Genomic DNA, 26978 nt, shown 5'->3' on the forward strand with positions numbered 1-26978 from the left:
TGGCGGTCGTGAGTGCGCGCCCCCGTGCAGGCAACCCCTGCGGCGCCCGCTCCCCGCCCCTTCCGGCGCCTCGAAATCCCGACCTCGAAATCACCCTCACGTTTTTTCGATCTCGAAATCCTCGCGATCTCAAGGAGTCGATCCACCATGACCCAGACGACTGTCCGCCGTGTCCGCCACACCCACCGCCCGACCGACTCGGAGCGCCGGAATGCCGCCGCCGCCCTGCAGCGGGCCCTCGACCGCAGGGACAACGGCGGTTCCACGGGCCACTGAGACCGGCCGCGCGGGCCGGTCGTGGCGACCGGCCCGAGAGGCGTCGTGCAACCGGCGCTCAGCCGCGGCCGATCTCGAAGTGGTCGATCCGCTCGCCCGACTCGGCGAGTGCGGTGACCTTCATGCGGGCGTGCCGTCCGGGCTGCACCTCCACCGCCAGGAACGAGAAGCCGGTGTAGCGCACCCGGGACCACTCGACGGTCTCGGCCGCCTTCCCGCCGCCCTTGACCACGTGGTACGTGTCCACGCTCTCCCGGTCCGCGACGTGTCCCTCGTAGGTGTCCGGCACCGGGAAGTTGTACAGCGCCTTGCCCGCGCCGCCCGCCGTGACGTACACGATGCCGTCCCGCGTCGGGTCGGTGCGCTCGCCGATCGGCACCGCGCGCCGCACCGCGTTCTTCAGGATCGCGTCCGTGCGCTCGTAGACGTGGTTGTGGCCGTTGATGACGAGGTCCACCTGGTGCTTCTCGAAGAGCGGCACCCAGGCGTCGCGCACCCCGCCGTCCGAGGCGTGCGCGTTGGTCGTCGAGAAGGCGCAGTGGTGGAAGAAGACGACGACGAAGTCGATGTCGTGACGGGCCCGCAGCTCGCCGAGGCGCCGGTCCAGCCAGCGCGTCTGCCTGCCGTCGCTGATCCCGAAGTTGGCCGGGATCTCGTACGAGACGTCATTGGCGTCGAGGGCGACCACACCCACGTTGCCGTGCACGAACGAGTACGCACCGGGCTGGTTCACCGGGTCCGGGCCGTTGCCGGGCAGGGTCCAGCGGGCGTTCTGGCCGCCGTAGCCGTCCGGCGAGTACCACGCCTCCATGTCGTGGTTGCCGGTGGTCACCATCCACGGCACGGTCTTCGACACGGTCTCCGTCTGCGCCAGGAACTGGTCCCAGGTGCGGGCGTCGTAGGTGTCGGTGCTCTGCCCGGAGCCGGACGGGTCGGCGTAGCAGATGTCGCCCGCGTGCAGGTGGAACGCCGGGTTCTGGCCCAGGATCAACTGGTCGTTGCCCAGCGCGTGGTAGCTGACGCCCTGGTCTCCGAAGGCGGTGAACGTGAAGGGTTCGGCGTGCGAGGGGGCGGTGGTGAAGGTGCCGAGCGTGCCCAGGTTGCGGGTGTCGGCGGGGTCGAAGCCGTCGTGGCCGACGCCGTAGTAGTACGTCGTGCCGGGCCGCAGCCGCTCCAGGCTCGCGTGTACGTAGAACTGCTCGGCGGCCGCGATCTTGCCCCCGTTCAGCTCGGGGGTGGTGAGGTGGCGCACCTCGGCGTCGATCCTGCGGCTCAGCGCCCACGGCTTGAGGCCGATCCGGACGTAGGGCCGCTTCACGGCGAACGGAACCTGCCAGGAGACCGCCATCTGTGTCTTCGGGTCGGCCCCGTAGGCCAGGTGCCGGCCGAACGGCGCCACCAGCGAACCGTCCACCCGGGTGGAGGTGTGACGCGAGGTCAGGACGGTCGGTGCGGCGTAGGCGGGCGAGGCGGCCGGCCCGGTGCCGAGGCCGACACCTGCCACGGCCGCGGTCGCCACGCTCGTACGGAGCACGCCGCGCCGGGTGAGCCGGGTGCGCAGGTACTCGTGCTGCTCGGCCATGCTCATACGGTCGGCGAGCTTCTCGGGAATTCCGAAACGGGGGATGTCCATGAAGCAGAACATCCACCCGCTGCCCGACTCCGTCCCGTCGAGTAGGTGAACGGTACACGTACAGCTCGCCATATGTCCGTATGGTGGACGTGACGTGTCATGGGGTGGGACGCGCAGTAAGGTGCGGACATGTCTCGCAGCATCAATCTCGCAGTGATCCCCGGTGACGGTATCGGCCAGGAGGTCGTGGCCCAGGGCCTCAAGGTCCTCAACGCTGTTCTCCCGCAGGATGTGAAGCTGGAGACCAAGGAGTACGACCTCGGCGCCCGGCGCTGGCACCGCACCGGTGAAACCCTCCCGGACGCGGAGCTCGAAGCGCTCAAGGGCCACGACGCCATCCTGCTCGGCGCGATCGGCGACCCCTCCGTGCCGTCCGGCGTCCTGGAGCGCGGCCTTCTGCTGAAGCTGCGGTTCGCCTTCGACCACTTCATCAACCTGCGGCCGTCCAAGCTGTTCCCGAACACCCCGACCCCGCTGGCCGGCCGCCCGGACATCGACTTCGTCGTGGTCCGCGAGGGCACCGAGGGCCCGTACACCGGCAACGGCGGTTCGCTGCGCACCGGTACGCCGGCCGAGGTCGCCACCGAGGTCAGCGTCAATACCGCGTACGGCGTCGAGCGCGTCGTCCGGGACGCCTTCGAGCGGGCGGACTCCCGCCCCCGCAAGAAGCTGACGCTGGTCCACAAGAACAACGTCCTGGTGTACGCGGGCCACATGTGGAAGAACATCTTCGACCGGGTCGCGACCGAGTACCCCGAGGTCACCACCGACTATCTGCACGTCGACGCCGCGACGATCTTCTTCGTCACCCAGCCGGAGCGCTTCGACGTCATCGTCACCGACAACCTCTTCGGTGACATCCTCACCGACCTTGCCGCCGCCGTGACCGGCGGCATCGGCCTGGCCGCCTCCGGCAACATCAACCCGACGGGTGCCTTCCCGTCGATGTTCGAGCCGGTCCACGGCTCTGCCCCCGACATCGCGGGCCAGGGCAAGGCCGACCCGACCGCCACGATCCTCTCCGTCGCCCTCCTGCTGCGCCACCTCGGCCACGAGTCCGAGGCCGTGCGCATCGAGGACGCCGTCCTGGCCGACCTCGCGGAGCGCGACGGGACGGCGACTCGTACGACCGACCAGATCGGCGACGCGCTCGCGGTACGCGTAGCGGGCTGACCCGACGACTCCCTTTCGAAGCCGCCGGGTCGCTCAATGCACCCGGCGGCTTCTCCTGTGCGGCCCCGGGTGCCACCATCGACCACTGGACCGCATTCGCATCATTTCGTGCACGGCCACCCCGGAGCGATAATCGAACGGGCCGTGGCTCGCACAGAAGCTCGGACGTCCTAGCACCTGTCTGGCAGGAGCGGCGCGAGCGCGGCCCACCACACACAACCGGTGAAGGACACGCACTCATGACGACGCCCACGATCGAGCTCAAGCCCTCCTCGAACCCGCTGTCCGACGCGGAGCGCGAGGCGATCCTGGTCAAGCCCGGATTCGGCCGCCACTTCACCGATCACATGGTGACGATCCGGTGGACCGAGGGCCGCGGCTGGCACGACGGCCAGCTCGTCCCCTACGGCCCGCTCTCCCTCGACCCCGCGACCACGGTCCTGCACTACGCGCAGGAGATCTTCGAGGGCCTCAAGGCGTACCGCCAGCCCGACGGCAGCGTCGCCACGTTCCGCCCGGAGGCGAACGCCAAGCGCTTCCAGGCGTCGGCGCACCGGCTGGCCATGCCGGAACTGCCCGTCGAGACGTTCATCGAGGCGTGCGACGTGCTGGTCCAGCAGGACAAGGCATGGGTTCCGGCGCACGGCGGCGAAGAGTCGCTCTACCTGCGCCCGTTCATGATCGCGACCGAGGTCGGCCTCGGTGTGAAGCCCGCCAACGAGTACCTCTTCGTCGTCATCGCCTCGCCCGCCGGCGCCTACTTCCCCGGTGGCGTCAAGCCCGTCTCCATCTGGCTCTCCGAGGACCGCGTCCGCGCCGTCCCCGGCGGCATGGGCGACGCCAAGACCGGCGGCAACTACGCGGCCTCCCTGCTCGCCCAGGCCGAGGCCGCGGCGAAGGGCTGCGACCAGGTCGCCTACCTCGACGCGGTCGAGCACAAGTGGGTCGAGGAGCTCGGCGGGATGAACCTGTACTTCGTGTACGGGAACAAGATCATCACCCCGGCCCTGACCGGCTCCCTGCTCGCCGGCGTCACCCGTGACTCGCTGCTCAAGGTCGCCCGCGACCTCGGATACGAGTCCGAGGAGGGCCGCGTCTCCATCGACCAGTGGCGCGCCGACACCGAGAACGGCACCCTCACCGAGGTCTTCGCCTGCGGTACCGCCGCCGTCATCACCCCCGTCGGCACCGTCAAGTCCGCAGGCGGCGAGTGGACCCAGAGCGAGGGCGTGCCCGGCGAGGTCACGCTGAAGCTGCGCGAGCGCCTGCTGGACGTCCAGCGCGGCATCGCCGAGGACACCCACGGCTGGATGCACCCGCTCGGCTAGGGCCTCTCGGACCCCGTCCGACCCGTTCCCCGTACGCGCGAAGGCCGCGCCCGGTTCTGCCGGGCGCGGCCTCCGTCGTGCTCCCGGACCGGTCGCACGGTTGGAGCGCTGCTCAAAAGTGACGGAACCAACCTTCCGTATTCTCTTTCTCCATGGTTAGAGTGCTGCTCTAAACAGGAGGTGAGCGGGCGTGCGACTGACCCCGACGGAACGTGACAGGCTGCTGCTCTTCGGCGCCGCCGAACTGGCCCGGGCCCGCCGTGCCCGGGGACTGAGGCTCAATGTCCCCGAGGCGACCGCCCTGATCGCGGACACGGTCTGCGAGGCCGCCCGCGACGGGCGCAGGCTTGCCGAGGCCATCGAGGCCGCCCGCTCCGTGCTCGGCCCCGACGACGTCCTTCCGGGGGTCGCCGATGTCGTCACCGAGGTCCATGTGGAGGCCGTCTTCGACGACGGTTCACGGCTCGCCGTGGTCTCCCGGCCGCTGGGCGGCGGGCTCGGCGACGACGCGCCCGGGGCGGTCGTCCCCGGCCCCGCCACGCCCGAACCCGAGCCCGCGGCGCGGCTGACCGTGCGCAACACCGCGACCGTGCCGGTCTCCGTCACCTCGCACTTCCACTTCTTCGAGGCCAACCCGCGGCTCGACTTCGACCGGTCGGCCGCGTACGGGATGCGGCTCTGCGTACCCGCCGGCTCCTCCGTCCGCTTCGGACCGGGGGAGTCCGTGGACGTGGGGCTGGTACCGATCGGCGGCGACCGGATCGCCATCGGGTTCGCCGGTCTGGTCGACGGGCCGCTCGACGCCCCCGGCGCACGCGAGGAGGCCCTGCGGCGCGCGGTGGCCTGCGGATACCTGGGAGCCGGGCGATGAGCATCGATCCTCACGAGTACGCCTCCGTGCACGGCCCGCGCGCCGGGGACCGGGTCAGGCTCGGCGACTCCGGCCTGACCGTCCGCGTCGAGTCCGACGCGCAGCGGTACGGCGAGGAGTTCCTCGCGGGCTTCGGCAAGACCGCCCGCGACGGGCTGCACCTCAAGGCCGCGGCCGTCCGGGACACCTGCGACGTCGTCATCAGCAATGTGCTGGTCATCGACGCCGTGCAGGGCATCCGCAAGGTGTCCATCGGCATCCGCGAGGGCCGGATCGCGGCGATCGGGCGGGCCGGGAACCCGGACACCCTCGACGGCGTCGACGTCGTCGTCGGCACCGGCACCACCATCGTCTCCGGCGAGGGCATGATCGCGACGGCGGGCGCCGTGGACACCCACGTCCACCTGCTCTCGCCCCGGATCATGGAGGCCTCGCTCGCCTCCGGCGTCACCACGGTCATCGGCCAGGAATTCGGCCCGGTCTGGGGCGTCGGCGTCAACTCGCCCTGGGCCCTGCGCCACGCCTTCAACGCCTTCGACGCCTGGCCCGTCAACATCGGCTTCCTGGGCCGCGGTTCGTCCTCCGACCCGGCGCCGCTGGTCGAGGCGCTCGCCGAGGGCGGTGCCTGCGGCTTCAAGGTCCACGAGGACATGGGCGCCCACACCCGCGCCCTGGACACCGCCCTGCGCGTCGCCGAGGAGCACGACGTCCAGGTCGCCCTGCACAGCGACGGGCTGAACGAGTGCCTGTCGGTCGAGGACACCCTGCGCGTCCTCGAAGGCCGCACGATCCACGCCTTCCACATCGAGGGCTGCGGCGGCGGGCACGTCCCCAACGTCCTGAAGATGGCGGGCGTCGAGAACGTCATCGGCTCGTCCACCAACCCGACGCTGCCCTTCGGCCGGGACGCCGTAGCCGAGCACTACGGGATGATCGTCTCCGTACACGACCTCAAGACGGACCTGCCGGGCGACGCCGCCATGGCCCGCGACCGCATCCGGGCCGGAACGATGGGCGCCGAGGACGTCCTGCACGACCTGGGGGCCATCGGCATCACCTCGTCCGACGCGCAGGGCATGGGACGGGCCGGCGAGACGGTGCGCCGCACCTTCGCGATGGCCGGGAAGATGAAGGCCGAGCTCGGCCCGATGGAGGGCGACGGCCCCGCCGACGACAACGCCCGGGTGCTGCGCTACATCGCCAAGCTCACCATCAACCCCGCCATCGCCCACGGCCTCGCGCACGAGATCGGCTCCATCGAGACCGGCAAGCTCGCCGACATCGTGCTGTGGCGGCCCGAGTTCTTCGGCGCGAAGCCGCAGCTCGTACTGAAGTCCGGCTTCCCGGCGTACGGCGTCACGGGCGACCCGAACGCCGCCACCGACACCTGCGAACCCCTGGTCCTCGGACCGCAGTTCGGGGCGTACGGAGCCACCGCCGCCGATCTCTCCGTGGCCTTCGTCTCCCAGGCGGCGACCCAGCTCGGGGCAGACCTGATGCCCACCCGACGGCGCCGCGTCGGAGTACGCGGCACCCGCGGCATCGGCCCCGGCGACCTCGTCCACAACTCCCGTACCGGAGAGGTCGCCGTGGACGCCCGCAGCGGCCTGGTCACCCTGGACGGCGACCCGCTGCGCTCCGAGCCCGCCGACTCCGTCTCCCTCAACCGCCTCTACTTCCTCTGACGCCTAGCCGACACGTATCGCCTCACCCGGCACGTATCGCCTCATGCGCTACGTATCGCCTCACCCGACACGCTTTCAGGGACACCTCATGACCTTCCGCATGCCGCCCGAGTGGGCCCCGCACGAACGCACCTGGATGGCCTGGCCGGGCCCCAACCCCACCTTCGACACCGACGCCGAACTGGACGGGGCCCGCGACGCCTGGGCCACCGTCGCCCGCGCCGTCCGCCGCTTCGAACCCGTCACGATGGTCGTCGGACCCGGCCAGGAGGACGGCGCCCGCGCACTCCTCGGCCCGGACATCGAACTGGCGGTCCGCCCGCTCGACGACGCCTGGATGCGCGACATCGGACCCACCTTCGTCACCGATGGGAAGCAACTGGCCGCCGTGGACTGGACGTTCAACGGCTGGGGCGCCCAGAGCTGGGCCCGCTGGGAGCGCGACCGGCACATCGCCCGTTCCGTCGCCGAGCTCGCCGCCGTACCCGTGCACAGCTCCTCCCTCGTCAACGAGGGCGGCGCCCTCCACGTCGACGGCGAGGGCACCGTCCTGCTCACCGAGACCGTCCAGCTCGGCGCGGAGCGCAACCCCGGACTGACCCGCGAGCAGGTCGAGGCCGAGATCCACGCCCGGCTCGGCACGGAGAAGGCCATCTGGCTGCCCCGCGGACTGGCCGGCGACTACGGCACGTACGGCACCCTCGGTCATGTCGACATCGTCGCCGCCTTCGCCCGCCCCGGCACCGTCGTCGCCCACGTCCAGCCGGACCCGGCCCACCCCGACCACGAGATCACCCGCGAGACACTCCGCGTCCTGCGTGCCGCCACCGACGCCAGGGGCCGCTCCCTGGACGTCGTGGAGGTCCCCGCGCCCACCGTGCTGAAGGCCGACGGCGAGTGGGTCGACTACTCCTACATCAACCACTACCTCTGCAACGGCGCCGTGATCCTCTGCGCCTTCGACGACCCGCGCGACAAGGAAGCGGCGGCGATCTTCGGCGAGCTCTTCCCCGACCGTACGGTGACCCTCGTCGACGCCCGTACGATCTTTGCCGGCGGTGGAGGCATCCACTGCATCACCCAGCAGCAGCCGAAGGTCTGAACCGTGCCCCCCGCTCCACGCCGACGCAACACCGCCCCGCCCCGCGAGGAACTGCTGGCCGCCGCCATGGCCACCATCGCCGAACGCGGCCTCGACGGCCTCACCATGGCCGGACTGGGCCGTGAGGTCGGCATGAGCAGCGGACACCTCCTCTACTACTTCCGCACCAAGGACGAGCTGCTGCTCCAGACCCTGGAGTGGAGCGAGGGGCGGCTCGGCGCGGAGCGGCGCACCCTGCTGTCGGCGCGGACGACGGTCCGCGAACGGCTCGACGCGTACATCGATCTGTACCTCCCCGACGGCCACCGCGATCCGCACTGGACGCTCTGGCTGGAGGTCTGGAACCGCTCGCGGAACGCCGACGACGACGCCCGCGCCCGGCAGGCCGCGATCGAGGGCGCCTGGCACCGCGACCTGGTGGCACTGCTGGCGGAGGGCGCCTCGCGCGGCGAGTTCCGTACCGTCGACGCCGAACGGTTCGCGACCCGGCTGCGGGCCCTGCTCGACGGGTTCAGCGTCCATGTCGCCGTCGGCATCCCGGGCACGGGCCGGGAGCAAGTCCTCGACCGGGTCGGGGAGTTCATCGACGACTCGCTCACCGCCGCGGAGCCTCCCGGGCCGTTGTGAACCAAACGCACGTAAGTACGCCTGATCGTTGCCCGTTGCGCCCTTGTTGTGCTCCCGGCTGTTCGGGCACGGTGGCGGACCATGGGACGAGAGCAGTGGAAGAAAATCTGGGTCGGCTCCGCCGGCAACATGGTCGAGTGGTTCGACTGGTTCGTGTACGCGACCTTCGCGGTCTACTTCGCGGACTCGTTCTTCCCCGAAGGCAATGAGACCGCCAATCTCATGAACACCATGGGCATCTTCGCCGTCGGCTTCTTCATGAGGCCGGTCGGCGGCTGGATGCTCGGCCGGATCGGTGACCGCCGGGGCCGCAAGGCAGCCCTCACCCTCACCGTCACCCTCATGTCGGCCTCCGCGATCCTCATCGCCGTCGCGCCGACGTACGACGTGGCGGGGTACGGCGGCGTCGCCGTCCTGCTGCTGGCCCGGCTGCTCCAGGGCCTGTCCGTCGGCGGCGAGTACGCCGCCAGCGCCACCTACCTGACCGAGGCCTCCGCACCCCACCGGCGCGGCTTCGCCTCCAGCTTCCAGTACGTGTCCATGACCGCGGGACAGCTCATCGGCCTGGGCCTCCAGATCGTCCTCCAGCGCAACATGTCCGACGCGGCCCTGCACAGCTGGGGCTGGCGCATCCCGTTCGTCGTCGGCGCGCTCGGTGCCGCGATCGTCTTCTACCTGCGCCGCTCGATGCTGGAGACCGAGGTCTACGCGGAGTCCGGTGCCGCCGAGCAGGAGGACCGGGGCACGCTGAAGGCGCTGTGGCAGCACAGGCGCGAGGCATTCCTGGTGATGGCCCTGACCATGGGCGGGACCGTCGCGTACTACACGTACACGACCTACCTCACCAAGTTCCTCTCCAAGAGCGCCGGCATGGAGAAGTCCACCGCCTCGCTCGTCAGCTTCTGCGCCCTGTTCGTCTTCATGTGCGTCCAGCCGCTGGCCGGACTGCTCTCCGACCGGATCGGCCGCCGCCCGCTGCTGATCACCTTCGCCGTCGGCTCCACCTTCCTGACCGTGCCGATCATGACGATGCTCAAGCACGCGGGCACCTTCTGGCCCGCCTTCGGCCTGGCACTCCTGGCCCTGGTCGTCGTCACCGGATACACCTCGATCAACGCCTGCGTGAAGGCCGAACTCTTCCCGACCGACATCCGGGCCCTGGGCGTCGCCCTCCCGTACGCCGTGGCCAACGCGCTCTTCGGCGGCACCGCCGAGTACGTGGCGCTCTGGTTCAAGAAGGCGGGCGCCGAATCCGGCTTCTACTGGTACGTCGCGGGGTGCGCCGCGGTCTCCCTGGTCGTCTACCTGACCATGCGCGAGACCCGTGACATCGACCTGGGCCGGGTCGGCACCCGGAAGGCCGGGCAGGAGCACTCGGAGCCGTCCGGAGCGACCAGCGTCACGCCCGCATCCTGAGACGGGACACGGCACGGAGGCAGCCCTGTGCAAGACTGCTTCCGTGTCCTCGTTCGTCATGATTATTGGCAACAGGCGCGCCGGTCCGCAGTGATCGCCCCGTACCACCATGTACGGCGCGGCCACCGTGCCCCAGACCCGCGCGCAGACCTCTCGCACCCGCGAGGGGTTTTTTCGTTTTCCGGCCCTCACCACGGCCGGGGCGAGGCGCGCGGGATGATGGGGGCAAGTGGAGCCAGATCGTCCGGATCCACTCATCCGACAGGAGTCAGACCAGCATGACCACCAAGGCCAAGGCCACCGACGACAGTTTCCATGTCTTCGACACCACACTGCGCGACGGGGCCCAGCGTGAAGGCATCAACCTGACGGTCGCGGACAAGCTGACCATTGCCCGGCACCTGGACAACTTCGGCGTGGGCTTCATCGAGGGCGGCTGGCCCGGTGCCAACCCCCGCGACACCGAGTTCTTCGCCCGCGCCCGGCAGGAGATCGAGTTCAAGAACGCCGAGCTGGTCGCCTTCGGCGCGACCCGCCGAGCCGGTGGCAAGGCCGCCGAGGACCACCAGGTCAAGGCGCTGCTGGAGTCCGGCGCCCCCGTGATCACCCTGGTCGCCAAGTCCCACGACCGCCACGTGGAACTCGCCCTGCGCACCACCCTCGAAGAGAACCTGGAGATGGTCCGCGACACCGTCTCCTTCCTCCGCGAGCGGGGCCGCCGGGTCTTCGTGGACTGCGAGCACTTCTTCGACGGCTACCGCGCCAATCCCGAGTACGCCAAGGCCGTCGTCCGCGCCGCCCACGAGGCGGGCGCCGACGTCGTCATCCTCTGCGACACCAACGGCGGCATGCTCCCCGCCCAGGTCCAGGCCGTCGTCTCCACCGTGCTCGCCGACACCGGCGCCCGGCTCGGCATCCATGCCCAGGACGACACCGGCTGCGCCGTCGCCAACACCCTCGCCGCCGTCGACGCGGGCGCCACGCACGTCCAGTGCACCGCCAACGGTTACGGCGAGCGGGTCGGCAACGCCAACCTCTTCCCCGTCGTCGCCGCCCTGGAACTCAAGTACGGCAAGACGGTCCTTCCCGAGGGCGCGCTCGCCGACATGACCCGCGTCTCGCACGCGATCGCCGAGGTCGTCAACCTGACGCCCTCCACCCACCAGCCCTATGTGGGTGTTTCCGCCTTCGCCCACAAGGCCGGACTGCACGCCTCCGCGATCAAGGTCGACCCGGACCTGTACCAGCACATCGACCCCGCGCTGGTCGGCAACACCATGCGGATGCTGGTCTCCGACATGGCGGGCCGTGCCTCCATCGAGCTCAAGGGCAAGGAGCTCGGCATCGACCTCGGCGGCGACCGGGAACTCGTCGGCCGGGTCGTCGCGCGCGTCAAGGAGCGCGAACTCAAGGGCTACACGTACGAGGCCGCCGACGCCTCCTTCGAGCTGCTGCTGCGCGCGGAGGCCGAGGGCCGGGCACGCCGCTACTTCCGTACGGAGTCCTGGCGCGCCATTGTCGAGGACCGCCCCGACGGTACGCACGCCAACGAGGCGACGGTGAAGCTCTGGGCCAAGGGCGAGCGCATCGTCGCCACCGCCGAGGGCAACGGCCCGGTCAACGCGCTCGACCGGGCGCTGCGCGTCGCGCTGGAGCGGATCTATCCGCAGCTCGCCAAGTTGGAACTGGTCGACTACAAGGTCCGCATCCTGGAAGGCCGCACCGGGACCGAGTCCACCACCCGCGTCCTCATCACGACGGGCGACGGCAACGGTGACTGGGCGACCGTCGGTGTCGCGGAGAACGTCATCTCGGCGTCCTGGCAGGCGCTGGAGGACGCGTACACGTACGGGCTGCTGCGGGCCGGGATCGAGCCCACGGAGTAACGCGGTCCGTCCCCGACCGCCGGACGTCCCCGACCGCCGGACGTCCCTGGACGGACCCGGGTCCGGGTCCGGGTCCGTCCGGCGGTCCGCCGCGATGTCCGTACCGCCGCCGCCGTTCCCGGCGCCGAAGGAGACCGGGGGTCCGGGCTTCGAGTCCACGGGTGACATGGCGGCCGCCGGAGCTGTCGGCGGCGGTCGGAGCGGTGTTCACGGTCTCGTCGGCGGGGGCGTGGGGGGAGTAGCCGTCGATCGGGGCGGGAGTGAACTGCTCCTGCGGGGCCGCGTCAAGAGGGTGCGCGTTCAGAACCTGAACGCACAACTCGCCCCGCCTGCACAGGAGATCGGTACGGACCAATGTCGGCGTGAAGTATTGACGGCACTGTTCCTGCGGGGTTAACTCACGCCGCAACGCCGGTACCGGTTCCGGAACCGGTTGCGGTACCGGTTCCAGCTGCCTGCCATGCCCTGTCCCGGAGGCCCCGATGCGTGTCACCATCGCCGATGTCGCCCGCGAGGCCGGCGTCAGCAAGACGACGGTGTCGCGGGTGGTCAACGCCAAGGGCGAAGTGGACGGTGCCACGGCCGCCCGCGTTCGTGAAGTGATCGCACAGCTCGGCTATGTGCCGAGCTCGGGTGCCGTCGGACTGGCCCGCGGCAGCAGCCGCACGGTCGGCATGCTGGTGCCCTCGCTCACCTGGCCGTGGATGGGCGAAGTGCTCCAGGGTGTGGTCGACACCGTCGAGGCCGCCGACTACGGACTGCTGCTCTTCACCTGCAACCGCGGTGCCGAGTCCGTGGAACGCTTCACCAGCCAGGTGTCGGCCCGCGCCTTCGACGGCCTCCTGGTCGTCGAACCCGAGAACACCCTCGACCACCTCACCGCACTGCACCGCGGCGGTCTGCCGATCGTGCTGATCGACGACCGCGGGCACCACCCCGAATTCCCCTCCGTCGTGACCACCAATCGCGAAGGAGGCGCGTCCGCCGCCCGACATCTGCTGGCCGCCGGACGCAAAAGACCCCTGGTCATCACGGGCCCGCAGCACTTCGGCTGCGTACGCGACCGGCTGGACGGATTCCGTACGGTCCTGCCCACCGATCTCGTCGTGCACGGAGACTTCACCGAACGCCGGGGCCGACTGGCCGTGGAGCAACTCCTGGCCGCCGGAACCGAGTTCGACTCGGTCTTCGCGCACAATGACATCAGTGCGGCGGGCGTGCTGCGGGCGCTGCGCGCGGCCGGACGGTCCGTGCCGGACGACATCGCCGTGGTCGGCTTCGACGACATCCCGATGGCCGAGCACACCGAACCACCGCTGACCACCGTGCGCCAGCCCACCCGGCAGATGGGTGAGACGGCCGCACGGATGCTGCTCTCCCACCTCGGGGGCACGGCCGCGCCCGGCGCGCCCGTCGTGCTGCCCACCGAACTGGTCGTGCGCCACTCGGCGCCGTAGCGGTCCGGCCGGTCCCGCCGGCTGCCCGCCCCTGCCCCACCTCCCACCCGCCGTACGCGCCACCCGTACCGCCCCGTACGCGCAGCCCGCACCGCCCCGCACCGCCCCGTACCGCCTGTACCGCCCCGTACCGCCTGTACCCGGCGCGCCGAGCGCTGCCCCGTTCCCGGATCTCCCAGACCCGCAGTCCCTCATGGAGTCGCCATGTCCGCACGACGTCACGCCACGCTGAGAGCGCTCTCACTCGCCACCGCCGTGGTCGCGCTCGCCGCCGGTTGCTCGTCCGCCAACTCGGGTGCCAACAAAGGGGGCGGTGCCTCCGGCGTACTGACCCTGGGCAAGCCCGACGGACCGCAGACCAACAACAGCAATCCGTTCCTGAACACCTCGGCGGGTGCCACGCTCGGCTACCGGTTCATGATCTACGAGCCGCTCGCGATGACGAACCAGATCCGGCCCGCGGACAAGGCCGCCCCGTGGCTGGCGACCGACTGGACGTGGGAGTCCAACTTCACCAAGGTCACCTTCACCCTCGACCCCAAGGCCAAGTGGGCCGACGGCAAGCCGCTGACCGCCGACGACGTCGCGTACACCTTCGACCTCCTGAAGAAGCACCCGGCTCTCAACGGCAACGGCATCCCGTTCGACGGGGTCGCGGTGCAGGGCAAGAAGGTCGTCCTGACCTTCAAGGAGTCCCAGTACGTCAACCAGAACAAGATCATCCAGCAGTTCGTCGTGCCCAAGCACATCTGGGAAGGCGTCGAGAACCCGGAGACCTGGCCCAACCGCACACCGGTCGGCTCGGGCCCGTACAGGATCAAGACGTTCACCCCGCAGACCACCACCCTGACCGCCACGCCCACCTACTGGAAGGGCGCGACCCAGGTCAAGGAGCTGCGCTACACCGCCTACAACGACAACAGCGCGGCGACCACGGCGCTGGCGAGCGGCAAGGTCGAGTGGTCGTTCGTCTTCATGCCGAACTACAAGCAGCTGTTCATCGCCAAGGACCCCGCGCACCACAAGCTGTGGTTCCCGTCCGGGCTCGGCGTCCACGGACTGTGGTTCAACACCGCCCGCAAGCCGTTCGACAACCCGGCGCTGCGCAAGGCCATGGCGATGGTCGTCGACCGCAAGGCGATCTACACCCAGGCCGAGGCGACGCTCTACCCGGAGATCACCAACCCGACCGGCATCCCGCTGCCCGCCGGTGAGTCCTTCCTCGCGCCCGCGTACAAGAGCGCCACCACCGCACCGGACGTGGCCGGGGCCAAGAAGGTGCTCGCCGACGCCGGGTTCGAGCTCAGCGGCGGGGTGCTGAAGGACCCCGGCGGCAAGCCGGTGAAGCTCACCTTCACCGACCCGGCCGGCTGGAACGACTACATCACCGGACTCGCGATCATCAAGGACAACATCAAGCAGCTCGGCATCGAGGCCAAGGTCAAGACGCAGACCGCCGAGGCCTGGGGCGCGGACGTCGCCAACGGCAACTTCGACGCGACCCTGCACTGGACCAACAGCGGCGCCACTCCGTACGACATGTACCAGAACATCATGGACGGTGCGCTGCTCCAGCCCGTCGGCAAGGCGTCCCAGCTCGGCAACTTCGGCCGCTTCAAGAACGACGAGGCGACCGAGGCGCTCAAGAACTTCGCGAACGCCACCGAGGACCCGGCCCGCACCGCGGCCATGAACACCCTCCAGAAGATCATGGTCGAGCAGGCACCGATGATCCCGACGGCCGCCGCCCCCATCGGAGCCGAGTACTCCACGAAGAACTGGGTGGGCTGGCCCACCGAGGCCGACCCGTACGCCCCGCCGCAGCACACCCAGCCGTCCGCGCTGCAGATCGTGCTCCAGCTCAAGCCCGCCAAGTAGCGCCAGGAACAAGGAGATACGGAATACGGGATACGGGACACAGGACCGGTCATGACCGAACAGCCCGAAGAGAACCACGTCGTGCTCGAAGCACGCGGAGTCACCAAGCACTTCCCCGTACGGCGCACCGGACGCGACCTCGTCACGGGCAGGCGCCGCACCGTCCACGCCGTCGACGACGTCTCGCTGCGACTGCGGCGCGGCACCGTCACCGCACTGGTGGGGGAGTCGGGCTCCGGGAAGTCCACCGTCGCCCGGCTGCTGGCCCAGCTGCATCCGCTGACCGAGGGCGAGATCCGGCTGGACGGCACGGCGGTGAAGGCCGGCCGCGGCCGGTCCTTCCGTGCCTACGCGCGTCGGGTCCAGCTCATCTTCCAGGACCCGTTCGCCTCGCTGAACCCGGTGCACACCGTGCGCTACCACCTGACCCGAGCGCTGAGGATCCACGGACGGGCGGGCAGCGGCGAGGCGGAGCTGGAGCAGAACCTGACCGCTCTGCTGAACCGCGTCCAGCTGACGCCCCCGCACCAGTATCTGGACAAGTTCCCGCACGAGCTGTCGGGAGGACAGCGCCAGCGCGTGGCCATCGCCCGCGCGCTCGGCGCCGATCCCCAGGTCCTGCTCGCCGACGAGCCCGTCTCGATGCTGGACGTGTCGATCCGGCTCGGGGTGCTCAACCTGCTGAAGGACCTCAAGGACCGCTTGCACCTGGCGATCCTCTACATCACCCACGACATCGCGTCGGCCCGCTACTTCGCGGACTCGACCCTGGTGATGTACGCGGGCCGGATCGTCGAGGGCGGGGGCAGCGAGACCGTCACCCAGCGCCCCGCGCACCCCTACACCCAGCTCCTCATCGCCTCGGCGCCCGACCCGGACCGGGTGGTCGCGGAGGCGGAGCGGGAGGAGACCGGCGGCGGCGAACCGCCCTCGCTCATCGCCCCGCCCGCCGGCTGCCGCTTCCACCCCCGCTGTCCCAAGGCGATGGAGCGCTGCCGCACCGAACCGCCCCCGCGCTTCGACCTGGCGGACGGCCAGTGGGCGGCCTGCTGGCTGTACGCGGACGACGGCGAGAGCCACGGGACCGACGGCCACGAGATGGAGGCGGACGACGGCGAGCCCAACGGAGCGGACGACGGCGGGCGCCACGGAGCCGGCGGCCACGAGAAGGAGACCGTGAAGTGAAATACCTGCTGCAACGGCTCGCCTTCTACCTGGTCACCGCGTGGGCCGCGATCACCATCAACTTCCTGATCCCGCGCATGATGCCCGGCGACCCCGTCCAGGCCCTCGTCTCCCGCTTCCAGGGCCAGCTCGACACCAGCGCCATCAACTCGCTCAAGGCGCTCTTCGGCCTCGACAAGCACCAGTCGCTCTGGCAGCAGTACACCGACTACTGGTCGCATCTGCTCGACGGCGACCTCGGCCTCTCCTTCACCTTCTTCCCGACCCCGGTCGGCGAGGTGATCGCCCAGTCGCTGCCCTGGACGCTCGCGCTCGTCGGTGTCACCACCCTGATCAGCTTCGTGCTCGGCACCGGCATCGGAGTCTTCACCGGCTGGCGGCGCGGCTCCTGGATGGACGGCCTGCTGCCCGTCACCACCTTCATCTCGGCCATTCCGTACTTCTGGCTGGGGCTCATCGCCATCGCCCTGTTCGCCGTGAAGTGGCCGCTCTTCCCGGCCGCCGGGGGCTACGACAGTTCGCTCGTCCCCGCCTTCGACTGGCCGTTCGTCTCCAGCGCGCTCTACCACGCGGCGCTGCCCGGCCTCACCATCGTGCTCAGCGCCGTGGCCGGCTGGATCCTCGGCATGCGGAACATGATGGTGACGGTGTCCTCCGAGGACTACGTGATGGTCGCCCAGGCCAAGGGGCTCTCCGAGCGCCGGGTGATGTTCGGGTACGCCGCACGCAACGCGATCCTCCCCAACATCTCCGGCTTCGCCCTCTCGCTGGGCTTCATCGTCGGCGGAACGCTGCTGGTGGAGATGGTCTTCTCCTACCCCGGCATCGGCTACCAGCTCTTCCAGGGCGTGGGGGCGAAGGACTACCCCCTGATGCAGGGCGTCTTCCTCATCATCACGCTGTCCGTCCTCGCGGCGAACCTCCTCGCCGACGTGATCTACCTGGTCCTCGACCCCCGTACCCGAAGGGAGGCCTAGGACATGGCCGTCACCGCCGCCGAGGCCGCCGTGATCGACGCGACCGCGGCCCCGGCGCCCAGCAGGCGCAGACTGCGATTCCTGCGTGGCCGCAAGACCGCCGTCGGCCTCGGGATCCTGTCCTTCTTCGTCGTGATCGCGGTCATCGGGCCGTGGATCGCACCGTACGACCCCGACGCGATGAGCAACGAACTGCTCCAACCGCCCTCCGGCGCCCACTGGTTCGGTACCACGCAGACCGGTCAGGACGTGCTCTCACAGATCCTCGTCGGCACCCGGGGTGTCCTGGTCGTCGGTTTCGTCGCCGGGGTCCTCGCGACGATCCTCTCCGTACTGGTCGGGGTCAGCGCCGGCTTCCTCGGCGGTACGGCCGACGAGCTGCTCTCGGTGCTCTCCAACGTCTTCCTGGTGATTCCGGGACTGCCGCTGATCATCATCATCGCCAGTTTCGTCTCCGACGCGGGCGACCTGCTCATCGCCACCGTCATCGCCTTCACCTCATGGGCGTGGGGAGCGCGGGTGCTGCGCGCGCAGACGCTGTCGCTGCGGCGCCGGGACTACGTCGAAGCGGCCCGCGCCACCGGCGAGTCCACCTGGCGGATCATCTTCTTCGAGGTCCTGCCGAACCTGACGGCCGTCATCGCCTCCGGCTTCGTCGGCACGGTCATATTCGCCGTCCTCTCCGAGATCACCCTCGCCTTCATCGGCGTCGCCGACATCTCGCACTGGAACTGGGGGACCGTCCTGTTCTGGGCGCAGTCCAACCAGGCGCTGGCGCAGGGCGCGTGGTGGTGGTTCGTTCCCGCCGGGCTCTGCATCGCCCTGCTCGGCATGTCGCTCGCCCTGATCAACTTCGGCATCGACGAGTTCGTCAACCCGCGCCTCCGCACGGCGGCCGGCGCGTCCCGCACGGTGCGGATGCGGGTCGGTTTCACACCCGTGGCGCGCGGTACGCACGACAAGGAGACCCGCTCATGAGCAGGGAGCCCGTCCTCACCATCCGCGGTCTGAACGTCGACTACGGGACCGGGGCCGACGCCGCGCACGCGTTGCGCGACATCGACCTGACCCTCCACCGGGGCGAGGTCCTGGGCCTGGCGGGCGAGTCCGGGTCCGGGAAGTCGACCCTCGCGTACGCCGTCACCCGGCTGCTCTCACCGCCGGGGGTGATCACCGGCGGCGAGGTCCGCTACCACCGGCGGGACGGCGGAGCGCTCGACCTGCTGACCCTGACGGCGCCCGAGCTGCGGGCCTTCCGCTGGCAGGAGCTGTCCATCGTGTTCCAGGGCGCGATGAACTCGCTCAACCCGGTGCACACGGTCCACAGCCAGCTCACCGATGTGCTCCGGGCCCACCGCCCGGACCTGACACGCCCCGGACGGACCGCCCGTGCCAAGGAGCTGCTGGCCCTGGTCGGCATCTCCGCCGACCGGCTCTCCGCCTACCCGCACCAGCTCTCCGGGGGGATGCGCCAGCGCGTGATGATCGCGATGGCGCTCGCGCTGGAGCCCGAGATCGTCATCATGGACGAGCCGACGACCGCCCTGGACGTCGTCATGCAGCGCCAGATCCTGCGCCAACTGGTCGGGCTCCGCGAGGAACTGGGCTTCTCGGTCGTCTTCATCACCCATGACATCTCGCTGCTGATCGAGTTCTCCGACCGGATCGCGATCATGTACGGCGGCCGGATCGTCGAGGAGGCCGGTGCCGCCGCGATCTACCGGGACCCCCGCCACCCCTACAGCGACGGCCTGCTGCACTCCTTCCCCGCTCTCCACGGCCCCCGCCGTGAGCTCACCGGTATCCCCGGCTCGCCCCCGCACCTCTCCGCGATGCCGGCCGGCTGCGCCTTCCACCCCCGCTGCGGCCGGGCGCTCGACGCCTGCGCCACTCAGGTCCCGGTGCTCGCTGCGCCGGACGGGCCGGACGCGGACGGCTCGCGCACGGTGGCCTGCTGGCTCCACCGGCCCGCCCCGGCCGCCGCGACACCCCGCTCGTAGCGACCCCACGCGCCCTCACGCGACCCCAGCGACCCCACGCGATCCCAGCGATCCCACGCACACCACAGGAGACCCATGAATATCGTCACCCCCCAGGCATACGCGCGCGAGATCGCCGCCGAGGCCGTCCCCGGACTGCCCGCCGACTTCCGCTGGGGCGTCGCCACCGCCGCCTACCAGATCGAGGGGGCAGCCGCCGAGGACGGCCGGACCCCGTCCATCTGGGACACGTACTGCCGGGTCCCGGGCATGGTCGTCCGCGGCGAGAACGGCGATGCGGCCTGCGACCACTACCACCGGATGCCCGAGGACGTGCGGCTGATCGCGGACCTGGGCGTGGACACGTACCGGTTCTCGCTCGCCTGGCCGCGCATCCAGCCGGGCGGGCGGGGGCCGGTCAACGAGCGGGGTCTGGACTTCTACAAGCGCCTGGTCGACGAGCTGGAGGCCCGGGGCATCACGCCGTGGATCACCCTCTACCACTGGGACCTCCCGCAGGAACTGGAGGACGCGGGCGGCTGGCCGGCCCGGGACACGGCCTACCGGTTCGCCGAGTACGCCGCCCTCGCCCACGACGCCCTCGGCGACCGGGTCGAGCACTGGACGACGCTGAACGAGCCGTGGTGCTCGGCCATGCTGGGCTACGCGTACGGCAACCAGGCCCCCGGCCGGAAGAACTTCGGCGACGCGATCCGCGCCGTCCACCACCTGCTCCTCGGCCACGGCCTCGCCTCGCGGCACCTCCGTGAGACGGCCGCCACCCGCGGGGACGCACTCGAACTGGGCATCACGCTCAATCTCGGCACAGCGACCCCCGAGACCGGCAGCCACGAGGACGCCGAGGCGTGCCGCCGCGCCGACGGCATGGGCCGCCGCCTCTACCTGGACCCGCTCGTCAAGGGCGCCTACCCCGAGGACGTCGTCGCCGACCTCGCTCGCCAGAACGCCGAACTCCCGGTTCAGGACGGCGACCTGGCCGTCATCTCCACCCCGATCGATGTCCTCGGCGTCAATTTCTACCGGGGCACGCTGTTCTCCGGCGTCACGCAGGAGGGCTCCCCGGTGGACGCCGACGGGCTGCCCGTCACCCGCGGCGTGGAGCGTGACCTGCCGCGTACCGCGATGGACTGGGAGATCACCCCCACCGCCCTCACGGACCTGCTGGTGGGCCTGGAGAAGGACTACGGCGTTCCGACGGTCGTCACCGAGAACGGTGCCGCGTTCGACGACTCCGTCTCCGCGGACGGCCAGATCCACGACGCCGGCCGCACCACCTACCTCGCCGACCACATCGCCGCCGTGGCCGCCGCCCGCGCGCGGGGGGCGGACGTCCGGGGCTACTTCGCCTGGTCGCTGATGGACAACTTCGAGTGGTCCTACGGCTACGACAAGCGGTTCGGCATCGTCCGCGTCGACTACGACACGCAGGAGCGGACGCTCAAGGACAGCGCCAAGTGGTACCGCGACACGATCCGCCTCACCCGCACCGGCACCCGCACCGGCACCGGCGACAGCGAGAGCGACGGCGGCTGATTCCGGTCGGGGGAGGGGCCGGCCCAGGTGGGTGGGCGCGCAGGCGGCACCTACCTGGGTTAGCTTCGACATATGCGGAACAGGCTGTTCCCGACCGTGTTGGCCGGCCTGCTGCTGATGCTGTCGGTGGTCGTGCTCGCCTTGGCACCCGCTGCACCCGCGATGGTCGGTGCATCGACCATCAATGATGTCGCGCAGGCGCTGCGCAAGGGGCCGGTGTACGTCGACCCGGCCGCCGCCGGCCAGCTCCCCCCGAGCCGGGCGGCGGCGCTGACGAAGAAGATCAAGGACGCCGACAAGCCCGTGTTCGTGGCCGTGCTGCCGCGGACCTCGGCGTTCCCCGAGCGGAACCTGCTCACCACCCTGCGCACCGACACCGGCATCACGGGCGTCTACGCGGTCCGCCTGGGCGACGGGTTCAACGCGGGCGCCGACCCCCGGGTGATGTCCACGCGGGCGGTCCGGAACCTCACCGCGGCGGTAAAGGCACCGGGCACGGACACCGACGCGGCGACCCAGCTGAACGCCTTCGTCGACCGGGCCGTCGAACAGGCCCGGGGCCGCGCTCCCGCCTCCTGGGGCGGCTCCTCGGCGGGCACCGGACCGTCGTCCTCCACCGGACTGATCACGGTCGCGGCGCTCCTCGTGCTGGGCGGCGGTACGGCGTACACGATCGTCCGCCGCAACCGCAGGCGGAAGGAGGCCGAGGAGCGGGCCGCACTCGACAAGCTCCGCGTCGTCGTGGACGAGGACATCACCGCGTACGGCGAGACCCTGGACCGTCTCGACTTCCACCCCGCCGAGCCCGGCGCCGACGACAGCATGCGGGCCGACTACGAGCGGGCACTCGACTCCTACGAGAGCGCGAAGACGCGCATGTCCCGGGCCCGGCACCCGTCCGACGTGCGCGGGGTCACCCAGGCCCTGGAGGACGGCAGGTTCTCCCTGGCGGTCCTGGCGGCCCGCCGCACGGGCGGTGAACTGCCCGTGCGCCGTCCGCCGTGCTTCTTCGACCCGCGCCACGGCCCCTCGGTTGCCGACGTCCGGTGGTCCCCGTCCGGCGGCACGGGCCGCGAGGTGCCCGTCTGCGCGGCGGACGGGATCCGGCTGCGCGAGGGCGAGGAGCCGCTGAGCCGCACCGTCGACACGGGCGACGGCCGCCGCCGCCCTTACTGGGAGGCGGGCCCGGCGTACGGCCCCTGGGCGGGCGGCTACTTCGGCGGCGGCCTGCTCCCCGGCCTGCTGGTCGGCACGGTGCTCGGCTCGATGCTGTCCTCCCCGGCGTACGCGGACGAGTACGGGGGCGGCGACTACGGCTCCGGCGGGGACTTCTCCGGCTCCGACTTCGACCCGTCCGGCTTCGACGGCGGCGGCTTCGGCGACGGGGGCTTCGGCGGGGGCGGCGACCTCGGAGGAGGTGGCGGCTTCGACGGCGGAGGGTTCTGAGCCGACGGTCCGGGCACCCGGTTCCGGGCCGACGGGTTCGCCGCCGACCGGCGATCCAGGCAGCCCCGGTGATCTCTCGGGCAGGTGCGATTCATGCTAGACCTGAACCTATGTCTGGTATCGGCCGATTCCGGGCGAGGCTGCGACGCTCCGTCCGGCGACCACATCGGCACGATGGGGGGCGCTCGGGCCAAGCCACCCCCGCGCCGCCCCGCCGGGACATGACCCGCCGTTCCCCGGCCCGCGACGTGCTGGCCCTGTTCAGCGTCCGCACCGTGGCCGGCCAGGTCTTCTGCTTCGTGCTCGGGCTGGTGCTCCTGCTGATCACCGGCTTCGCGATCGCCCTGGTGGCGCAGGGCCGCAGCGACAGCCTGCAGGAGGCCCGGATGCGTACGTTCAGCGTGGCCGAGACCTTCGCCCACTCGCCGGGGGTCGCGACGGCGCTGGACGGCAAGGACCCCACCGCGATCCTCCAGCCACGCGCGGAGCAGGTCCGCAAGGAGGCCCGTGTCGAGTACGTCGTGGTGGCCAGCCCCCAGGGCATCCGCTACACCCACCCCGACCCCGCGTTCATCGGCAAGCACCTGATCGGCCCGTACAAGGAGGCACTGGACGGACGGGGCTTCACCCGGACCTTCAACGGCAGCCTGGGGCCCTCGATCAACTCGGTGGTACCCGTGCCCAGGCCGGACGGATCGGTCGCCGGCGTGGTGTCCGTCGGGCTCACCGACAAGACGGTGAACAGCGTGGCCGACCGCTCCGTCCCGTTGAGCGCGGGCGCGGCCGTGGTCGCCCTCGTGATCACCGCGGGCGGCGCGGCGCTCGTGACCGGGAGGCTGCGCCGCCAGACGCACGGCCTCGGAGCCGCCCAGATGACCCGGATGTACGAGCACCACGACGCGGTGCTGCACGCGGTCCGCGAGGGCGTCCTCATCGTCGTCGGCCCCGACCACCGGCTGACGCTCGCCAACGACGAGGCCCGCAGGCTCCTCGCCCTTCCCCCCGACGCCGAGGGCCGCTCCGTGACGGACCTCGGACTGGCGCCCGACACCGCCGAACTGCTCGCCTCCGGCCAGACCGTCACCGACAAGGTGGTGCGCAGCGGGAACAGGCTGCTGGTCGTCAATCTCCGGGCGACGGACACGCGCGGCGGGCCGCCCGGCACCGTGGCGACCCTGCGGGACACCACGGAGCTCCGCAAGGTCACGGGCCGGGCGGAACTCGTCCACGAACGCCTGCTGCTCCTCTACGAGGCCGGTGCCCGGATCGGCACCACGCTCGACGTGACCCGGACGGCCCAGGAGCTGGCGGACGTCGCGACCCCCGGATTCGCCGACGCCACGACCGTCGACCTCGCCGATCCCGCGCTGCCCGGGGAGGAACCGGCCACGCTGGCCGGCGCCCCGCTGGACATGCGCCGTACCGCCATCGCTGCAGCCGACCCGGACCAGCCCCTCTACCCGATCGGCCGATCGGTCGGATTCGTTCCGACCAGGATCCGGGCCATGCGCGTGAACAGCAAGGAGACCGGGCTGGGGCCCGAGGTGATCGCACAGCTGGGCTGGCGGCGCTGGGACCCCGACCGCGCGGAGAAAATACTCGACTACGGATTCCATTCGGTGCTGTCCGTACCGCTGCACGCACGCGGCGTCATTCTGGGCCTGGCCAACTTCTGGCGCGCGGGCAACCCCGAGCCGTTCGACGACGACGACCAGTCCTTCGCCGAGGAACTGGTGGCGCGGGCGGCGGTCAGCGTGGACAACGCCCGCCGCTACACCCGCGAACACGAGATGGCCGTGACACTGCAACGCAGCTTGCTGCCCCGCGGCCTGCCCGAGCAGAACGCCCTCGACGTCGCCCACCGCTATCTGCCGGCGCGGGCCGAGGTCGGAGGCGACTGGTTCGACGTGATCCCGCTGTCCGGCGCCCGGGTCGCGCTGGTCGTCGGCGACGTGGTCGGACACGGGCTGCACGCCGCCGCCACCATGGGGCGGCTGCGCACCAGCATCCACAACTTCTCGGCGCTGGACTTCGCACCCGACGAACTCCTCGGGCATCTGGACGAGCTGGTCGTCCGTACCGACCAGGACGAGGCGGCCGGCGGTGACAATGCCGAGATCGCCGGAGCGACCTGCCTGTACGCGATCTACGACGCCGTCTCCGGGAACTGCTCGGTGGCCAGGGCCGGCCACCCCGGGCCCGTGCTCGTCCTCCCCGACGGCACCGTCGAATTCCCCGAGGTCCCGGCCGGACTGCCCCTCGGCATCGGCGGCATGCCCTTCGAGGCGGCCGAGTTCCACGTACCCGAGGGGAGCCGTCTGGTCTTCTACACGGACGGTCTCATCGACCTCCGCGACCGGGATCTCGACGCCGGCATGGAGCTGCTGTGCGAGACCCTAGCCCGTCGCGACCGGACACCGGAGGAGACCTGCGACGACGTGCTCGAAGCAATGCTGCCCGACCAGCCGACCGACGACGTCGCGCTCCTCGTGGCCCGCACCCATACGCTCGATCCCGGCCAGGTCGCGCAGTGGTCCGTGGCCACCGACCCGGCGGCCGTCGCGGGAGTGCGCAAGAACGTCGCCGAATGGCTCACCGACCGGGGCCTGGACGAGGAGGCGTTCACCACCGAGCTGATCCTGAGCGAACTGGTCACCAACGCGGTGCGCTACGGCACCGGACCGATCGAGGTCCGCCTGCTGTACGACCGCAACCTGATCTGCGAAGTGTCCGACACCAGCAACACCTCACCGCATCTGCGCTACGCGGCGACGATGGACGAGGGCGGCCGGGGCCTGTTCCTCGTCGCCCAGTTCGCCGAACGCTGGGGCACCCGCTACACCGAGACGGGCAAGGTGATCTGGTCGGAGCAGACGGTCGGCGAATCGGAGGAGGACGACGACCACGGGCCCGGTCCTTGACCTGTGCGGCCGAGCGATCGGATTCGGCGCACCGCGCGGCGCGGAACGTCGAAGACCGGGCCGAGCGCCCGCCCTCCGCCCCCGGCGGGGGTGGGGGGAAGGCGGGCGCGCTCGGGTGCGGGACGGACGCGGCGGGGTGTCGGGCCTGCGGTGCGGCCGGGTCTCGGGCCTGCGGTGCGGCGGGGTGTCAGACCTGCGGTGCGGCGGCCTTGATGGCGGAGATGTCGAAGGTGAGCCTGACCTTGTCGCTGACCATGACGCCGCCGGTCTCCAGCGCGGCGTTCCAGGTCAGGCCCCAGTCGGAGCGCAGGATGTCCGCGCTGCCCTCGAAGCCGACGCGCTCGTTGCCGTAGACGTCGGTGGCGGAGCCGTTGAACTCCAGGTCGATGGCGAGGGGGCGCGTGACGTCCTTGATCGTGAGGTCGCCGGTGACGCGGTACGTGTCGCCGCCGAGCTGCTCGGCCCGCGTGGAGCGGAACGTCATGAGGGGGAACTTCTCGGCGTCGAAGAAGTCGCCGCTCACCAGGTGGCCGTCGCGGTCGGCGATGCCGGTGTCGATGCTGGCGATCTTGACCTGGATCGAGGCGGTGGACTCGGCGGGGTTGTGGCCGTCGAGCTTCAGGCTGCCCTCGTGCTCGCCGAAGGTGCCGCGCACGTTGGTGACCATGGCGTGGCGCACGGTGAAGCCGATGCTGCTGTGCGCCGGGTCGATCGTGTAGTCACCCGTGAGGGCGGCCAGGGCGGGGTCCACGGCGGGGGTGGCGACGGCGGTGGCGGCGGACGGGGCGTTGTTGTTCCTGCGGTTGAACAGAGCCATGGCTCCTCCTCGGGGGACGTGATCGAGTGGCGGTCGAAGTGATTGTTTAACCTTCAACGAGATTGACTGTAGCGCTATCTAGTTCAAAGTTCAACATCAATGCTGCGGATTGTTGGGGCGGGTGGGTCATCCGCCGCCGCTACCCCTGGCGACGCGCGTAGAACTCGGGCAGTATTTCCGTGCCCTTACTTGTCATGAGCAGGAGGAGTCCCCCCATGGTGTCCCGTATGACACTGCGCCCCGTCCTGACCGCCCTCGCCCTCGTCCTCGGCGTCCTCTTCGCCCCCGGCGTCGGCGTCCTCGGCGGCGGAGCCACCCAGGCCCACGCCGACACGAAGCTCACCCATGCCCAGGCCACCGCCCGGTTCAGCTCCTCCGGGGTCACCTGGTCGTCCTCCGGCAACTGCTCCAACCGCGATGTCTCCACCTGCACCTCGTTCGACCAGCTCAACCTGGCCACCGCCCAGGGCGCCCAGACCCTCAAGAGCGCCACGGGCTGCGCGCTGAACATCACCGGCGGCACCGAGACGGGCCACGCCAGTGGTACGTACTCGCACTGGAACGGCTACAAGCTCGACTTCGCCAAGTCCACCTGCCTCACGAACTACGTCCACGGCGTCTTCACGTACATAGGGCTGCGCGGCGACGGCGCTCCCCAGTACAAGGCGGGTTCCGGCAACATCTACGCGGACGAGGGCAACCACTGGGACGTGACGTACTACAACTGCGGCGGCTGCTGACCGCGCACCGTGTCTCCACGCACAACT

21 protein-coding genes are annotated in these 26978 nt (G+C 70.6%); 19 read left to right on the forward strand and 2 right to left on the reverse strand.

The window, feature by feature from the left end; genetic code table 11:
* Positions 1–147: 147 nt before the first annotated feature.
* Positions 148–276: a hypothetical protein gene (locus ACFVT1_RS29325; RefSeq protein ID WP_362203821.1), complete on the forward strand. Its 129-nt coding sequence runs from the start codon at positions 148–150 to the stop codon at positions 274–276.
* A 58-nt stretch (positions 277–334) separates the two neighbouring features.
* On the opposite strand, the gene ACFVT1_RS29330 is transcribed toward ACFVT1_RS29325, so the two are convergent.
* Positions 335–1909: a purple acid phosphatase family protein gene (locus ACFVT1_RS29330; RefSeq protein WP_389800715.1), complete on the reverse strand. Its 1575-nt coding sequence runs from the start codon at positions 1907–1909 to the stop codon at positions 335–337.
* Between the two features lie 129 nt (positions 1910–2038).
* Between ACFVT1_RS29330 and ACFVT1_RS29335 the strand changes: the two genes are divergently transcribed.
* The 17 genes from ACFVT1_RS29335 (at position 2039) to ACFVT1_RS29415 (ending at position 25394) form a co-directional block, all read left to right on the forward strand.
* Positions 2039–3082: a 3-isopropylmalate dehydrogenase gene (locus tag ACFVT1_RS29335; RefSeq protein ID WP_389800717.1), complete on the forward strand. Its 1044-nt coding sequence runs from the start codon at positions 2039–2041 to the stop codon at positions 3080–3082.
* A 239-nt stretch (positions 3083–3321) separates the two neighbouring features.
* Positions 3322–4410 (forward strand): branched-chain amino acid aminotransferase, encoded by a 1089-nt coding sequence (locus ACFVT1_RS29340; RefSeq protein WP_389800719.1) that lies wholly within the window; start codon positions 3322–3324, stop codon positions 4408–4410.
* Positions 4411–4600: 190 nt separating this feature from the next.
* Positions 4601–5281, forward strand: coding sequence for an urease subunit gamma (gene ureA, locus ACFVT1_RS29345; protein WP_389800721.1), 681 nt, complete (start codon positions 4601–4603; stop codon positions 5279–5281).
* Entirely contained in the window at positions 5278–6966 is a 1689-nt protein-coding gene (locus ACFVT1_RS29350; protein WP_389800723.1) for an urease subunit alpha, read from the forward strand. The genes ureA and ACFVT1_RS29350 overlap by 4 nt, the downstream gene beginning before the upstream one ends.
* 88 nt (positions 6967–7054) lie before the next feature.
* Entirely contained in the window at positions 7055–8068 is a 1014-nt protein-coding gene (locus ACFVT1_RS29355; protein WP_389800725.1) for an agmatine/peptidylarginine deiminase, read from the forward strand.
* A gap of 3 nt (positions 8069–8071) precedes the next feature.
* A complete protein-coding gene (locus ACFVT1_RS29360) occupies positions 8072–8695 on the forward strand; it encodes a TetR/AcrR family transcriptional regulator (protein ID WP_389800727.1) in 624 nt (207 codons plus the stop codon).
* An 81-nt stretch (positions 8696–8776) separates the two neighbouring features.
* Positions 8777–10111 carry an MFS transporter gene (locus ACFVT1_RS29365; protein WP_389800729.1) on the forward strand — a complete coding sequence of 445 codons (1335 nt, stop codon included), beginning with the start codon at positions 8777–8779 and terminating at the stop codon, positions 10109–10111.
* 278 nt (positions 10112–10389) lie between these two features.
* The gene (gene cimA, locus ACFVT1_RS29370; protein ID WP_389800731.1) at positions 10390–11997 is read left to right on the forward strand and encodes a citramalate synthase; all 1608 of its coding nucleotides are present in this window, start codon (positions 10390–10392) and stop codon (positions 11995–11997) included.
* A 482-nt stretch (positions 11998–12479) separates the two neighbouring features.
* A complete protein-coding gene (locus tag ACFVT1_RS29375) occupies positions 12480–13454 on the forward strand; it encodes a LacI family DNA-binding transcriptional regulator (protein ID WP_389800733.1) in 975 nt (324 codons plus the stop codon).
* A 204-nt stretch (positions 13455–13658) separates the two neighbouring features.
* Positions 13659–15332, forward strand: coding sequence for an ABC transporter substrate-binding protein (locus tag ACFVT1_RS29380; RefSeq protein ID WP_389800735.1), 1674 nt, complete (start codon positions 13659–13661; stop codon positions 15330–15332).
* Between the two features lie 51 nt (positions 15333–15383).
* The gene (locus ACFVT1_RS29385; RefSeq protein ID WP_389800737.1) at positions 15384–16517 is read left to right on the forward strand and encodes an ABC transporter ATP-binding protein; all 1134 of its coding nucleotides are present in this window, start codon (positions 15384–15386) and stop codon (positions 16515–16517) included.
* The gene (locus ACFVT1_RS29390; protein ID WP_362203860.1) at positions 16514–17494 is read left to right on the forward strand and encodes an ABC transporter permease; all 981 of its coding nucleotides are present in this window, start codon (positions 16514–16516) and stop codon (positions 17492–17494) included. The genes ACFVT1_RS29385 and ACFVT1_RS29390 overlap by 4 nt, the downstream gene beginning before the upstream one ends.
* Positions 17495–17497: 3 nt before the next feature.
* Positions 17498–18472: an ABC transporter permease gene (locus ACFVT1_RS29395; RefSeq protein ID WP_389800739.1), complete on the forward strand. Its 975-nt coding sequence runs from the start codon at positions 17498–17500 to the stop codon at positions 18470–18472.
* Positions 18469–19494, forward strand: a complete 1026-nt coding sequence (locus tag ACFVT1_RS29400) for an ABC transporter ATP-binding protein (RefSeq protein ID WP_389800741.1) — start codon at positions 18469–18471, stop codon at positions 19492–19494. Before ACFVT1_RS29395 ends, ACFVT1_RS29400 begins: the two co-directional genes overlap by 4 nt.
* A gap of 75 nt (positions 19495–19569) precedes the next feature.
* The gene (locus ACFVT1_RS29405) at positions 19570–21027 is read left to right on the forward strand and encodes a GH1 family beta-glucosidase (RefSeq protein ID WP_389800743.1); all 1458 of its coding nucleotides are present in this window, start codon (positions 19570–19572) and stop codon (positions 21025–21027) included.
* Positions 21028–21099: 72 nt separating this feature from the next.
* A complete protein-coding gene (locus ACFVT1_RS29410) occupies positions 21100–22473 on the forward strand; it encodes a hypothetical protein (protein WP_389800745.1) in 1374 nt (457 codons plus the stop codon).
* Positions 22474–22694: 221 nt separating this feature from the next.
* Complete coding sequence (locus ACFVT1_RS29415; protein WP_389800747.1) at positions 22695–25394, forward strand: SpoIIE family protein phosphatase; 2700 nt, start codon at positions 22695–22697, stop codon at positions 25392–25394.
* A gap of 187 nt (positions 25395–25581) precedes the next feature.
* Here the strand turns inward: ACFVT1_RS29415 and ACFVT1_RS29420 are convergent, their stop codons facing one another.
* Positions 25582–26211: a YceI family protein gene (locus tag ACFVT1_RS29420; protein WP_389800749.1), complete on the reverse strand. Its 630-nt coding sequence runs from the start codon at positions 26209–26211 to the stop codon at positions 25582–25584.
* Between the two features lie 215 nt (positions 26212–26426).
* Between ACFVT1_RS29420 and ACFVT1_RS29425 the strand changes: the two genes are divergently transcribed.
* A complete protein-coding gene (locus ACFVT1_RS29425) occupies positions 26427–26951 on the forward strand; it encodes a hypothetical protein (protein WP_389800751.1) in 525 nt (174 codons plus the stop codon).
* Positions 26952–26978 lie beyond the last annotated feature (27 nt).

The organism is Streptomyces sp. NPDC057963, from assembly GCF_042887155.1.
GTDB lineage: Bacteria > Actinomycetota > Actinomycetes > Streptomycetales > Streptomycetaceae > Streptomyces.